General features: G+C 66.0%; 11 protein-coding genes. 3 read left to right on the forward strand and 8 right to left on the reverse strand.

Features of this window, described 5'->3' with window-relative positions:
- The first annotated feature begins 17 nt into the window (after window positions 1-17).
- Window positions 18-1,505, forward strand: a complete 1,488-nt coding sequence (locus tag ACJMKX_RS11715; protein WP_405226635.1) for a flavin-containing monooxygenase — start codon at window positions 18-20, stop codon at window positions 1,503-1,505.
- Between the two features lie 174 nt (window positions 1,506-1,679).
- A complete protein-coding gene (locus ACJMKX_RS11720; protein WP_405225350.1) occupies window positions 1,680-2,921 on the forward strand; it encodes a sensor histidine kinase in 1,242 nt (413 codons plus the stop codon).
- On the opposite strand, the gene ACJMKX_RS11725 is transcribed toward ACJMKX_RS11720, so the two are convergent.
- The 4 genes from ACJMKX_RS11725 to ACJMKX_RS11740 form a co-directional block, all read right to left on the reverse strand.
- Window positions 2,910-3,599 (reverse strand): response regulator, encoded by a 690-nt coding sequence (locus ACJMKX_RS11725; protein WP_405225352.1) that lies wholly within the window; start codon window positions 3,597-3,599, stop codon window positions 2,910-2,912. The genes ACJMKX_RS11720 and ACJMKX_RS11725 overlap by 12 nt on opposite strands.
- Before the next feature lie 96 nt (window positions 3,600-3,695).
- Window positions 3,696-4,865, reverse strand: a complete 1,170-nt coding sequence (locus ACJMKX_RS11730; protein ID WP_405225355.1) for a response regulator — start codon at window positions 4,863-4,865, stop codon at window positions 3,696-3,698.
- A gap of 129 nt (window positions 4,866-4,994) precedes the next feature.
- Window positions 4,995-7,097, reverse strand: a complete 2,103-nt coding sequence (locus tag ACJMKX_RS11735; protein ID WP_405225358.1) for a multicopper oxidase family protein — start codon at window positions 7,095-7,097, stop codon at window positions 4,995-4,997.
- Between the two features lie 322 nt (window positions 7,098-7,419).
- Window positions 7,420-7,980 carry a helix-turn-helix domain-containing protein gene (locus ACJMKX_RS11740; RefSeq protein WP_405225360.1) on the reverse strand — a complete coding sequence of 187 codons (561 nt, stop codon included), beginning with the start codon at window positions 7,978-7,980 and terminating at the stop codon, window positions 7,420-7,422.
- A gap of 103 nt (window positions 7,981-8,083) precedes the next feature.
- On the opposite strand from ACJMKX_RS11740, the gene ACJMKX_RS11745 reads away from it, so the two are divergent.
- The gene (locus ACJMKX_RS11745; RefSeq protein ID WP_405225363.1) at window positions 8,084-8,488 is read left to right on the forward strand and encodes a VOC family protein; all 405 of its coding nucleotides are present in this window, start codon (window positions 8,084-8,086) and stop codon (window positions 8,486-8,488) included.
- A gap of 68 nt (window positions 8,489-8,556) precedes the next feature.
- Here ACJMKX_RS11745 and ACJMKX_RS11750 read toward each other — a convergent pair whose 3' ends face one another.
- The 4 genes from ACJMKX_RS11750 to ACJMKX_RS11765 all read right to left on the reverse strand — a co-directional run bounded on the left by ACJMKX_RS11750 (window position 8,557) and on the right by ACJMKX_RS11765 (window position 12,604).
- Entirely contained in the window at window positions 8,557-9,111 is a 555-nt protein-coding gene (locus ACJMKX_RS11750; protein WP_405225366.1) for a porin family protein, read from the reverse strand.
- A gap of 114 nt (window positions 9,112-9,225) precedes the next feature.
- Window positions 9,226-10,404: an ABC transporter permease gene (locus ACJMKX_RS11755; protein ID WP_405225369.1), complete on the reverse strand. Its 1,179-nt coding sequence runs from the start codon at window positions 10,402-10,404 to the stop codon at window positions 9,226-9,228.
- Window positions 10,401-11,132: an ABC transporter ATP-binding protein gene (locus ACJMKX_RS11760; RefSeq protein ID WP_405225372.1), complete on the reverse strand. Its 732-nt coding sequence runs from the start codon at window positions 11,130-11,132 to the stop codon at window positions 10,401-10,403. Before ACJMKX_RS11760 ends, ACJMKX_RS11755 begins: the two co-directional genes overlap by 4 nt.
- Window positions 11,129-12,604 carry an alpha/beta hydrolase gene (locus ACJMKX_RS11765; protein ID WP_405225374.1) on the reverse strand — a complete coding sequence of 492 codons (1,476 nt, stop codon included), beginning with the start codon at window positions 12,602-12,604 and terminating at the stop codon, window positions 11,129-11,131. Before ACJMKX_RS11765 ends, ACJMKX_RS11760 begins: the two co-directional genes overlap by 4 nt.
- Window position 12,605: the final 1 nt, after the last annotated feature.

The raw sequence follows: 12,605 nt of genomic DNA on the forward strand, positions 1-12,605 counted from the left end.
TTAATGCCCGCGTGAACATGGAACACTACGACGTCATCATCGTCGGTGCCGGCCTGTCCGGCATCGGCGCCGCCGCCCACCTGGAGCAGGAATGCCCGGGCAAGCGCTACCTCATCCTGGAAGGGCGCGAGCGCATGGGCGGCACCTGGGACCTGTTCCGCTATCCGGGCATACGCTCGGACAGCGACATGCACACCCTCGGCTATGACTTCAAACCCTGGCAGGAGGAGAAAGCCATCGCCGACGGGCCGGCCATCCTCGACTACATTCGCGAGACGGCCGCCGAGCACGACATCGACTCACGCATACGCTACGGCCACCGGGTGACGAATGCGGCCTGGTCGAGCGCCGATGCCGCCTGGACGATCGAGGCCGAGAAGACCGACACCGGGGAGACGGTCGCCGTACGCGGCAACTTCCTGATGATGTGTTCCGGCTACTTCAGCTACGACCGCGGCTACACGCCGGACTTCCCGGGCCGCGAGCGTTTCGGCGGCGAGATCGTGCATCCCCAGGACTGGCCGGAAGACCTCGACTACGCCGGCAAGCGCGTCGTGGTCATCGGCTCCGGTGCCACCGCCATGACGCTGGTGCCCGCGATGGCGGAGGACGCCGGCCACGTGGTGATGCTGCAGCGCTCCCCCACCTACGTGGTTTCCCGCCCGGATCGGGACGCGATTGCGAACTTCCTGCGCAAGGTATTGCCGGGCCGCGCGGCCTACGCGCTCACCCGCTGGAAGAACATCGCCCTGCAGCGTTGGTTCTACGGGCGCACCCGCAAGGCGCCGCAGAAGGTGAAACGCCAGCTGCTGAAATGGGTGCGCGACGAGCTCGGCGACGACTTCGACGTGGACAAGCACTTCACGCCGGATTACGACCCATGGGATCAGCGTCTGTGCCTGGTGCCGAACAGCGACCTGTTCCGCGCCCTGCGCGCCGGCAGGGCATCGGTCGCCACCGACGAGATCGACAGCTTTACCGAGACCGGCATCCGGCTGGCGTCCGGCGAGGAGATCGAAGCCGACATCATCGTCACGGCGACGGGCCTGGACCTCGTCGTCCTGGGCGGCGTGCGGTTCGCCGTCGACGGCCAACCGGTGGACTTTGCCGAGACCGTGACCTATCGGGGCATGATGTACTCGGGCGTGCCGAACATGGTCTCCGTGTTCGGCTACATCAATGCCTCCTGGACCCTGCGTGCGGATCTCATCGAGCGCTTCGCGTGCCGCCTCATCAACCACCTGGACACCACGGGTACGGATCGGGCCACGCCGCGCCTGCGACCGGCGGACCGGGAGATGACGCTGAGGCCCTACGTGGAGGACTTCACGCCGGGCTACATGCTGCGGGTGATCCACTTGTTGCCGAAGCAGGGCGACCGGGAGCCGTGGACGAATCCCCAGGATTACCGCCAAGACCGCAAGGCCTTCCTCGAGGGGCCGCTGGAAGACGGCGTGCTGGAGTTCGGCGGCGCCGGGTCGGAGTCGCGGGACCGGGCCGCCTGACCGCCCGTCATGACGGGATTCTTTACATAATGGGCGGTCCGTGCCGGACCAGGCAGGCGGTCCGGCCCGCTAAGTTATTGACCGCTTGACAGACTTTTCTGTTTGGTATCACACTTGCATATCTGGTATTTCGACTCCCAGTAAGCCTCTGTGCCTAAGGAGGGACCGGCACGGATGGAGACTGCAGAAGAACAGGCCCACGGGAGCGACTGTCACCGCAAGGGCCGGGGGAAAGAGCAGGCGCCGCAGCCGGGTGGCACTCCCACCTCGCGCCCGGTGCCCGAGATCGTATTTCTGCTGGACGCCGACGGCCGGATTGTGCGCTGGACCGCCCCACATCCGGGCCCGCGCCTCGGCGAACTGAATCTGCTCGCCGGGATGAGCATCCATGATGCGCTGCATCCGGGGTGCCGGAAGGAGCGGTGCCGCCTGACCGCCAGCTTCTCGGATGCCTGGGCGACCCACCTTTCCGGCCTGCCCGTCGAATGGCTCTTTGCCTCGAATACTCTCGAAGGGGTATTGAAACTCCGACTGCAGCCGGTCGCTTACGCCTGCGGCGAATTCTTCGGCGAGGCCGTGGCATGCCACGCGGCCCATTCGGTACTGTTCATGCTCGACATCACCGTCGGCTATCGAGCGGCGGAGCGGGACGACAATCCAGGCTGGCAGGCCGTGCGCGAAATACCGGAACCCGTGCCGATGGTCGAGCGCTTCCTGCCGGTGGGCTCGCCGGTGCTGGAACCCGCGCCCGACGCTCGCTTGACCAGCCTGACCGCCCAGTTGCTGGTGGCTCAGGAGGCGGAGCAGAAGCGTCTGGCCGCCGAGTTGCACGACGGACTGGGGCAGTCTCTCAGTCTGCTTCGGTTCGAGATCGACGGTGGCATCGCGAAGCAGGCGGACCGGGACTGCGCGATACGGACCCTCGAACGAGCCGCCGAATACGTGCGTCGCTCGCAGGAGGAATTGCGCCGCATCACCTCGAACCTGGGGCCCGTCAGTCTGAAAAAATACGGTCTCATCGGTTCGCTGGATCTGCTCTGCAAGGAGCTGCGCGCCGCCTGCCCCGGTATCGGCGTGCGCTGCGTGCTAGACGGCACGGAGCAGATCGTACCCGGGGATCTTGCTGTGGCCGTCTACCGGATCGCACAGGAAGCGATGAACAACGTGGCCACTCATGCCGGCGCTGCATCGCTGACCCTCGAGTTCCGGACGCCGGAGGGTGGCGTCGAACTGCGCGTCGTGGATGACGGCGTGGGCCTGCCGCTGGACGGCGAGTGCCGCGAGGGGCTCGGACTCACCACCATGCGTGAGCGCGCGGAGTTCCTGGGCGGCCGATTCAGCCTGATCAGCGCGCCGCTGGAAGGCTGCGAGGTGCGCGTGAGCTGGAGCGCTGCCGCCGTGCGCCTACTGGGATAACAGTCCGTTCTCGATGGCATAGGTGGTTACTGCCGAGACGTTGTGCAGCCTCAGCTTGCGCATCATATTGGACCGGTGTTTCTCTACGGTCTTTGCGCTCAGCGAGAGGTAACCCGCGATCTGCCGTGTGGTATAGCCTTCGGCAACCAGCTTCAGCACCTCGCGTTCCCGCTCGGTCAGGACTTCCCACGAAGCGCTCCTGCCCGGGTCCTGCGGTTCCCCGGCGCGAACGTAGCCCGACATCACCCGGTCGCAGATAGCCGGGCTCAGGTAACTCCGCCCGGCTGCCACGTGCCTCACCGCGGTCAGCAGTTCGGTGCGGCCGTCGTCCTTCAGGACGTAGCCGTCCGCCCCGGCCTGCAGAGCGGCGTGGATGTGGGCGTCTTCCTTGTGGAAGGTGAGCACGACCACACGCACGTCCGGATGACGTCGCTTTATCACGCTGATGGCGCGCGCGCCGTCCGTACGCGGCATGGAAAGATCAATGAGGACCAGATCCGGTTCGTGCCTGTCCACTACCTCGATGGCAGCCTTGCCATCCGCTGCGGTAGCGACCACTTCCAGGTCGTCCTCGTTCCCCAGCATCGCGGTCAGGCCGTCGCGCATGATCGCGTGGTCGTCTACCACGACGATCTGCGTCGGCCCGGTCCCGTGGCCGGAGGCCATTACGCTAACCATTACAGCAACTCGCTGTCCCCCCCGACGAAGGGACATACTAAACCCACGACCGCCCAGCCCGCACCTGTCGCGCTATGGCGACAGCCGCGGTCGGGCCTATTGCAACAATCCGACGGTATATACCGGCAGCACCTCGCAGTCCTGGAGCCCGCTCCCTGCCGGTTCCAGGGCGAAACCGTCAGCGCCGGAACGCACGCAGAACGCTCCGGCGGACGTTTCGATGCGCACCTGCCCGAGTATCCCCATCGACTGCAATTCGGTGATCAATGCCGTGGCCGCGTCCGGCGGAACGACGGCCGCTGCCGACGGGACCTCGCCGAAGAAGGCGGTTCGATCGTTCAGCGAAGCTGCGGCCTGAGCCTGCAATCGCTCCACGCTTTCGCGGAGCTCCGACAGCGCTGCCGCCTGCGCTCCGAGGGCCGTATCAGCCTTCTCGCCGCCGGCCCGTGCCTCCAGGCCGCCGGGCTGCATAGTCAGCCCGGCGACCAGTCCGGCGGTTAGCATCAGCAAACAGGATGCCGCCAGGGCATAGCGGCGCCAGCCACGGGCGCGGCTGCGCTGCCCCGCCACTTCCCGGCCGCCGGCAGTCACCGCTTCGTCCAGTCTCTCGTTTGATGCTCGCAAGAGCTCGTCCAACCGCGCCAGAAGATCGCCGCGCATGCGTTCCTCGTGGCGTTCCAGGATCACGAACTCCGCAAGCAGATCCTGGCGCAGCTTCTCGTGCTGCGCCTGCACCAGCGGTTCGAGCGATCGCAGCAGTTCGCCGCTCGTCGCATCGTGGGCCGATTGATCTGCACGCTCAACTTCCCGGGCGAGCCTGCGCGGTATCGTCACGACCTTGGTTTCGGCGGCGTGCGGCTTCTCCGGCAACAGGTCAAGCCGGCGAAGGATCTCGTTCAGCTTCTTCGTTTCTCCCGTCTTGAAGAACACGTCGTCGGCACCGGCGTCCTTCGCCTGTCCGGCGAACGCGTCGGTGTCCTGGGACGTGTACATGACGATAGGCAGCTTCGCGCTGCGCGGCTGGGCTCGGAGCCGGCGGACACACTCCAGCCCGTCGATGCCCGGCAGCAGGTGGTCCATGAACACGACATCGGGCAGCTCCTTGCCTAGCTGCCTGACGGCCAGTTCCGCCGAGTCCGCCAGGTCCACCTCGAAGCCGAGGCGGTCCAGCAGGCCGTAGAGCACGTAGCGGGCGATGCGCGAATCGTCGACGACGAGCGCGCGTGGCTTGGCGTGGACGTCTTCTCTCTGAATGACGGCAACCATGGTTCTCTCCCCGAAGGATATGGGTGAGGGGTGGGACGGGTGGGCGGCCCGGCTCGCCGGACCGCCCCTTACCCGTTCAGCCGAAGGCGCTGAACCCCGTCGTCACCCCATGGTGATGACCCGATGCGCTCACGCGCCCGGTCCGACGTGCAGCACACGCATCATCTCGTGGTCTTCGTGCGAGAGGATGTGGCAGTGCCAGACGTAGCGGCCTCCCCGATCGAACTTCATCTTGATCCGCGTCACCTGGCCCGGCAGTGCCGTGACCATGTCCTTCGGTGCGTTCTCGACGTATTCCGGCAGGTCCATGGGGTTTACGTCGGCACCAAGCTCAATATTCGTTATCTTGGCGCCGGTACCCCAGGTCGCAGCATGGGTCGTCGAGTTGTGCTGGATCACCGGCTGAGGCTCGGTCGTAATCACGCACTCCTGTCGGTTCAGCACTTCGAAATGGACTAAGTGCAGGTGGATAGGATGCGCGTCGCCTGTCGTGTTGTAGATCTCCCAGATTTCGGTTGCCCCCAGCGCCGGATTCTCCGTCGTCGGGCTATGCCAGGCGATGGCGCCTTCCATTTGCCGTCTATTACCGTTTTCATCATAGGCAAGCCCTGCGGTGCTGTAAGGTTGCGTTTCAGGCCAGAAGATCGGGTTCTCTTCCGAGTCCGTGGCGGGTTCTGCTGTCCCGAGCAGAGGTTGCAGCCGTCCGTACTCGTCCGTTCCCTCGAACAGCGCCACCTTGCGAGTTCGAATCTTGGTTGAGTCTGCCTCCAGCTGATAAGCAGGAAACGCCTTTCTCGTATCTACGTAACTGCTGAATATGGCCGGGCCGCCGCTGACAGGTGTGATGTCCGCCGTGTCAATATCGAAAGGCAGGACGACGTCGAAGGCCATTATCTGGCGCATTTCCGGGAATGCCCCTGGTCCGCCCGGCTCGAGAATCCCACCCCCGAAGGGATCGTCTCCGCCGAGATTCTCAACGATGATGCGACTGCATCCGATCGGGATCTTCTTGAAGTCGAAGATGACGTCATAGCGCGAACCGGTTTCGATCAGCAGCTTCGAGACTTCCTTCGGCTCCGTGGCGATACCCTGATCACTTCCAATCACATGGAAGGAGAGTGGTTCACCCAAAATCGGTTCGTTGAGCGCATTGGTTCCCATGACCGGCCGGAACGTCACTACGAGGAAGCGACTATCGCAGCCGTTCAGCAGCCGGAGCCGGTAGTTTCTAGGTTCCACGTCCATCTTGGGCCATGCGGCGCCGTTGACCAGGAAATGGTCACCGAAGAACTCGGCAAGCGCTGTCGGACCGAATGCGGGCATGTCGCCTTCGCGCGCGACGTTAGTAAAGTAATCGGATCCTGAGAGATCTGCGCCTTCGTCGAAGATGAAGTCGGCATAGAACGGATCCCCGGGGAAGGACGGGTAGAACAGCTTGCCGTCTGCGGTGAACATCTTGTCCTGGATGGCCAGAGCAGCCTCGTAGGGCCAGGCCGGCAGGCTCAGGCTGTTGTTGGCCTTACCGGTGTCCCAGGCATCGCGGATGATGTAGAAGCCGGCCATCCCGGCGTACACGTTGAGGCGCGTGATGCCCAGCGCGTGGTCGTGGTACCAGACGGTCCCCGCCGGCTGATCGTTGTCGTAGACGTACTCGTTGCCCGTATAGCGTGGGCCTTGGATGACTTGATTCGGTCCCCAGAAATACTCCGGGTTGCCGTCATAACGTGGGTCGGTGTGGCCGCCATGAACATGCGGCACGATGGGGATCCCATGGTCTTTCAACGAGTATTCCGTATAGCCGTGCAGGCTGTAAGCCCAATGCAGGCTCGTGTCGACCGGCGACAATGCCCAGGGATTTCCCGGGTTGAATTCGCCGGCAAAGGTTGCGATCGGCAGGGGTTGCGTGCCGAGGTTGTTCTCCCAGATCACCTTGAGCGGCTTATTGCTCTCGACTTCAAAGGTCCGCCCCGGCCACGACACGAACCGCTTGTCGCCATAGCCAAAGACGGGCGTGCTAGCCGGTGTGTTTGTGAGCTGGTTCATCAGTCCCGTCTGCTGTACCGAGGCGCCGACCCCGACATTGATCTGCTTCATGCCGCCGCGACCGCCGCGCGGCCGGAACTTGAACGTCGGACTCAGTGCGTCGGGAACCGGCGTCACAAACTTGGGCTGCAACGCCGGATTGGAAAGGTTAGCGGCCGCCTCGGCACCATAAGCCTTCTTGATGAACATGTGCCACGGCATCCCCGCTGCCGCCGCTGCTGCTATGGTTGCCTGAAGGAATGATCTCCTCGTAATCATCTTGTCTCTCCTCGTGTCTCGCGAGATGCGGTTGCGCCTGTCTTCTGCTTCCGTGCAGGCGTTATTGCAGAGATACAGGAACGAGGGATCGGGCAGAGGGGGGCGGTGCACCCGTACCTGAGGGCGGAATCCCTACCTTCGGATGGGGGGAAGCCCTTCGGGGAAAGTACCGATTGCCCGGTCGCACCGGGGGTCTAGATTAGACCGTTTGAGGGCAGGGGCGGTGATGCCTGCGAGCTCGCCTCGAGCCGCCTCAAAACGGTATCGGCACGACGACGCTGATGGCCTCCGCCGTCTTGCTCCCGCGGTTGCGGTACGAGTGCGCCTGATCGCCGGGGAATGCCAGCACGTCGCCGGCGGCGACGACGAAGGCCTCGCCGGCCACGAGCACCGTCACCTCGCCGGTGAGGCAGTAAAGGTACTCCTTCGTGCCGGCGATATGGGGCGTTCCCGCCATCGAGGCACCGGGCGCGATCTCGAGTCGATCGAGTTCCAGCCCGCGCACCCGCTCCGGCAGGAGCTTGCGAATGCGGACGGCGCCCTGGCTGCGGTTTCGCACGGGGATGTCGGCGGCTCTCAGCAACTGGCATTCCGAGCGCGGCCGCGACAGGATTTCCTCGAGCCCGACTCCGAGCGCGCTCGACAGCAGCGCCAAATTGCTGAGGGAAGGATTGGCGCCGCCGGATTCGATATTGGTCACGGTGGAGCGGGGCATGCCGGCACGAAGAGCGAGCTGCTCCTGACTCATGTTCTGCCGCCGTCGCAGGCTCCTCACGTTCCTCGCAAGATACTCCGATACCCGGGACTGGCTCATGCGCTACTACCTTGGCGGCCTGCCAATATACTGGCGTAAAAGTTGGCTTATTGACAGTGCTGCCGCACCCTGACGGCATCATCAGTCAGACAGAGAGACAGCCATGATCGATGTGAACGGTATCGACCACATCAACGTGTCCGTGACGGACCTCGCGCGCTCCCTCCGGTTCTACACGGAGACTTTCGGGCTGGAGCTGAAGGAGGACGGCAGGTCGCGCAAGCGTCCTTTCGTCATCGTCGGCAAGCCGGGCGTCGCCTATCTGGCCCTGCACCAGAGCAAGGACGCCGGGCCTGCCGCGCATCCGGCGATAAACCACTGGGGATTCGTCGTGGGTGACCTCGATCCCGTCCTCGACCGGCTGGAGGCCGGCGGGGTGAAGATCCGCTTTACCGAGACCTATCCCCGCGGGGTGATCGAGTACCCGCGGTCGCGGTCCGTCTACGTCGAGGATCCGGACGGTCACGAGATCGAACTCACTGAGGCGTTCGGCGGCGGCCTCGACTGACGCGGCCGAGCCGGAGGCCGCATGCTGCGGACGGCCTCCGGCTCACTCCGCCGGCCGGTCAGAACCGCCTAGCGGAACCGGAACTGGATACCCGCAGACACCATCTCGACCTCCACTTCGTCGAGCTCATACCGGGTCCAGTCGCCTGTTACGGAAAAGTTGCGGCCAAAATCCACCCTCAGACCGGCGCCGTAGAAGAAGTTCTCGTCGCTCTCGTCGAAGCGGATGTCGTCCACGCGGTTCTCGCTGTCCCAGAACAGGAAGCCGCCGCGGCCGGTGAGGATCAGGCTGTCGGTGACCGGCCAGCCGACGGTGCCCGCCACCGTGTAGCCCTCGGCGTCCGCGGAGATCGGCACGAAGCTGGTGCCGATGTCCACGCGCTCGTCCAGCTCACCGAAGTTGACGTAGCCGAGCTCTGCGCCCAGGTAGTCGCTGAGCCGCCAGCCGCCGTAGAGCCGCCAGGCGTCGGTGCTGGCATCGAAATCGAAGCCGTCGAAGAATTCCTCGGCGCTGACCTCGCCGAGGTCGCCGCCGACATAGAAGCCGCCGCCGGCGTTAGCGGCCGGGGTGAGTGCCAGTCCGAGCAGGCCGGCGCTGAGCCATCCGAAGTTTCGTCTTTCCATGATGTTTCCCTCCGTCACGGGACGGCCGCAGGCCGGCCGACAGCTTCAAGGCTAGGCCGGTGAGCCTTAACGGGGGCTGAAGGGGAGGGACCCCGCGGCGGGGTCGGGCGTGGTTCAGCCGAGGATGCCTTCCCGGTGATAGAGCCGCATGGCGAGCCAGGTGAGCGCGATGCCGACCACGAGGGTGCTGCCGACGGAGGTCGCCACGAACAGGGGCGACAGCGCCTCGTCCTTGATGAGGTCGGTGACCAGCAGGTGCTGGCTGAGGCTCGGTACCGCCATCCACTGCAGCGTGGGCCGCACGGTGAGCAGCGCTGCGATCATGATGGGCAGCGTCGGCAGCAGCAGCACCACGGTCATGTAGCTCTGCGCTTCCTTGTAGCTCTTGGTGAAGGAGGCCACCACGGTCATGAGCGAGGCGCCGAGCAGCGTGAACGGCACCAGGATAAGGAACGCGCTGGTGATGACGCCCGGACCGAAGTTCGCGGTCATGCCCACCTTCTCGAGCGGCAGGAACTGCAGCGAGACGGAGAAGGCGATCAGGGCGGCGGCCAGCGACATGGACATGTAGACGCAGGTGGCGAGGATCTTGCCCCCGATCAGCGTGCTGCGCTCCACGGGCAGCGTGAGCAGCGGTTCCAGCGAGCCGCGCTCCCGCTCGCCGGCGGTGGTGTCTATGGCCAGATACATGCCGCCCATCAGCATGGAGAAGATCAGGAAGTAGCTCATCATGCCGAGCAGGATGGCCGAGCGCCCCGTGGGCGTGGAGACGTCGATCTCCTGCAGCTGCACGGCGCGGGTGACGGCGGGATCGATGCCCCGCACCTGCAGTCTGAGCATGCCGATCTGGCGGCCCCAGGCGCTCACCAGCCCGCGCGCCCGGCGGATGTCGCCGGTGGCGCGGTTGTTCGATTCGTCGATGATGAGCTCAACCCGTGCCGGGATGCCGGCGCGGAACTGCTCGCCGTAGACCTCGGGGATGTAGAGGATCTGATCGTGCTCGCCGGCCTTCACCGCAGCCATGGCGGCGTCCCGGTCCATGCCGAGCTCCTCCGGTTCCACATTGTTCTGCCTGAGGAAGTCCACCAGGTTGGGCGCCCGGTCGGCGCCGGCGACGGCGAGCTCCAGCGGCTTGCCCGAGTCGGAGATGGCCTGGTCCAGCGAGAGGGTCATGATGCCGAGGAACAGCACCGGGCCGAAGAACGGGCCGAACACCAGCGCGGAGAGCAGCGTGCGCCGGTCGCGGAAGTTGTCCTTCACTTCCTTGGCGCAGACGGTGAGGAGCCGGCTCATTCCAGACCCTCCGCCGAGCCGATGGCGCTGACGAAGGCATCCTCCAGGTTCTCCCGGCCGGTGCGCCTGCGGATCTCGGCCGGCGTGCCCGACAGCGCCACCCGGCCCTCGGAGATGATCACGATCTCGTCGCACAGCGCCGCCACTTCCTGCATCACGTGGCTGGAGAACAGCACGCATTTGCCGGCGTCGCGCAGCCGGCGGATGAGCTCGCGCAGCGAACGGGTGGCCATCACGTCCAGGCCGTTGGTCGGTTCGTCCAGGATCACGTTGCGAGGTTCGTGCACCATCGCACGGGCGAGCGCCACCTTCGTACGCTGGCCCTGGGAAAAGCCCTTGGTGCGTCGGTCGGCGAAATCGCCGATCTCGAGCAGGTCGATCATGGACTGCACGTGCCGTTCCAGCTCCCCGCCGGCGAGGCCGTGCAGCGCGCCGTAGTAGGCAATGTTCTCCCGCGCCGTCAGCTGGGGATAGAGACCCGAGGAATGGGGCAGCGCGCCGATGCGGGCGCGCGCGCCCAGGCTGTCCGCGGTGACGTCGATGCCGTCGATGCTGGCGCTGCCGGCATCCGGCTTCAGGACGGTGTAGAGCACCCGGAGCGTGGTGGACTTGCCGGCGCCGTTCGGCCCGAGCAGGCCGGTGATGCGGCCGTCCTCGGCGGTGAAGCTCACGTCGCGTACGGCCTGCACCTTGCCGAACGACTTGGCGATGTGGTCCACGCGAATCATGGCCGGGGTCCGTTGAAGTCGAGGAAGAAGGGCATCGGACCGAGGCGGGAGACGCAGTCGGCGTCGAGGTTCTCCACGCTGGCGTCGGCGATGAAATCGGCCACCAGGCGCGGTGTGCAGCCGTGGGGCAGCAGTCCGTGGCCCTGTCCCGGCCCCACCACGTGGCGGGCGTTGTCGTATTGCGCGGCGGCGCGGTCGCCCCAGGCCGGCGGCGTGACGGGATCGAATTCGCCGGAGAGCAGCAGCACGGGCACCTCCGTGTCCAGCGGCTCGCGGAAGTCGGGGTCGATGGGTCCCCGGGGCCAGTGGCGGCAGATCTCGCGCAGCATGTCGATCTGCTGCTCGCCCATGAACGTCGCGCCCAGCGCCTCCCGGTCGATGTCGGCCTCGGTCACGAAAGGCATGTCCTCGGCGCACACCACCGAGTGGTGCATACCGATGGCCAGCGACTCGTACATCGACGCCTCGATCATCATGATCTGCGCGGTCAGCGGACTCAGGTTGCCGCGGGCGCCCTCGTGGATCAGGTGGGGCAGAAGTGCCGCGCTGGCGGGGGCATAGGCCAGCAGCCTCACGGCCCCGGCCAGCTCCTGGTTGGAGAAACGACGCTCCGCCGGCTCGCCCGTCACGGGATGATTCAGGGTGACTTCCTCGGGGCTGGCCGCCAGCCCGTCGAGCAGGGCGGCGAACTCGGACTCGACGTCCGGGAAGCGCTCGGCGCAGGCCTCGCTCCCGGCGCAGCGGTGGAAGATGTCATCGACTGCCGCCTGCGCGAACAGGGCGATGTCGGGGCCGAGCACTTCGCCGGCCGGTATCACGCCGTCGAGCACCACGGAGCGGGTCCGGTCCGGATAGCGCCGCAGATAATGCTGGGCCACGCGGGTGCCGTAGGAGATGCCGTAGAGATTCAGCGCCGGGTAGCCGAGCGCCTCGCGCACGGCCTCGAGGTCGCGTACGGCGACGCTGGTGGTGTAATAGCGCGGGTCGGCGTCCAGCCCGTCGAGGCACTCGTCCACCAGCGGGCCGATCTCCTCGAGCTCGGGCACCTCTTCCAGCATGTCTTCGGATTCCGGGCATGTCAGCCGCGCGGATTCGCCGGTGCCGCGCTGATCGACCAGCAGGATGGGGCGCTCGCGGCGCAGGGACTCGAAGGCGCCCCGGTAGGCCACGTAGAAATCGGTGGCCGCCTGGCCGGGTCCGCCCGCCAGCGGCACGACGGGATCCGCTGCCGGTTCCACCGACAGCGCGGGCACCACGGCGACCCGCAGCCCGATGCGGCGCCCGTCCGGGTCATCCGGGTTCTCGGGCCGCTCCAGGGTGCCGCAGCGCGCCTTCACCGTCGCGAGGCCCGGCCCGGCGTCCAGACGGCAGTCCTCCAGCGCCAGCGCTGCACCCGCTGCCGGCCCGGCGGCGGCCAGGATTGCCACGGCGCATGACAGAGTCACCGCGAATGTCGTCAGTCGGATGGGCACG

Source organism: Lentisalinibacter sediminis, assembly GCF_040706615.1.
GTDB classification, from domain to species: domain Bacteria; phylum Pseudomonadota; class Gammaproteobacteria; order Steroidobacterales; family Woeseiaceae; genus Lentisalinibacter; species Lentisalinibacter sediminis.

Bases quoted from the DNA above. Each gene is read 5' to 3' on its own strand.
- ACJMKX_RS11755 (WP_405225369.1), bottom strand. From the start codon at position 10,404: ATGAGCCGGCTCCTCACCGTCTGCGCCAAGGAAGTGAAGGACAACTTC.
- ACJMKX_RS11740 (WP_405225360.1), bottom strand. From the start codon at position 7,980: ATGAGCCAGTCCCGGGTATCGGAGTATCTTGCGAGGAACGTGAGGAGC.
- ACJMKX_RS11725 (WP_405225352.1), bottom strand. From the start codon at position 3,599: ATGGTTAGCGTAATGGCCTCCGGCCACGGGACCGGGCCGACGCAGATC.
- ACJMKX_RS11715 (WP_405226635.1), top strand. From the start codon at position 18: ATGGAACACTACGACGTCATCATCGTCGGTGCCGGCCTGTCCGGCATC.
- ACJMKX_RS11750 (WP_405225366.1), bottom strand. From the start codon at position 9,111: ATGGAAAGACGAAACTTCGGATGGCTCAGCGCCGGCCTGCTCGGACTG.
- ACJMKX_RS11745 (WP_405225363.1), top strand. From the start codon at position 8,084: ATGATCGATGTGAACGGTATCGACCACATCAACGTGTCCGTGACGGAC.
- ACJMKX_RS11720 (WP_405225350.1), top strand. From the start codon at position 1,680: ATGGAGACTGCAGAAGAACAGGCCCACGGGAGCGACTGTCACCGCAAG.
- ACJMKX_RS11730 (WP_405225355.1), bottom strand. From the start codon at position 4,865: ATGGTTGCCGTCATTCAGAGAGAAGACGTCCACGCCAAGCCACGCGCG.
- ACJMKX_RS11760 (WP_405225372.1), bottom strand. From the start codon at position 11,132: ATGATTCGCGTGGACCACATCGCCAAGTCGTTCGGCAAGGTGCAGGCC.
- ACJMKX_RS11735 (WP_405225358.1), bottom strand. From the start codon at position 7,097: ATGTTCATCAAGAAGGCTTATGGTGCCGAGGCGGCCGCTAACCTTTCC.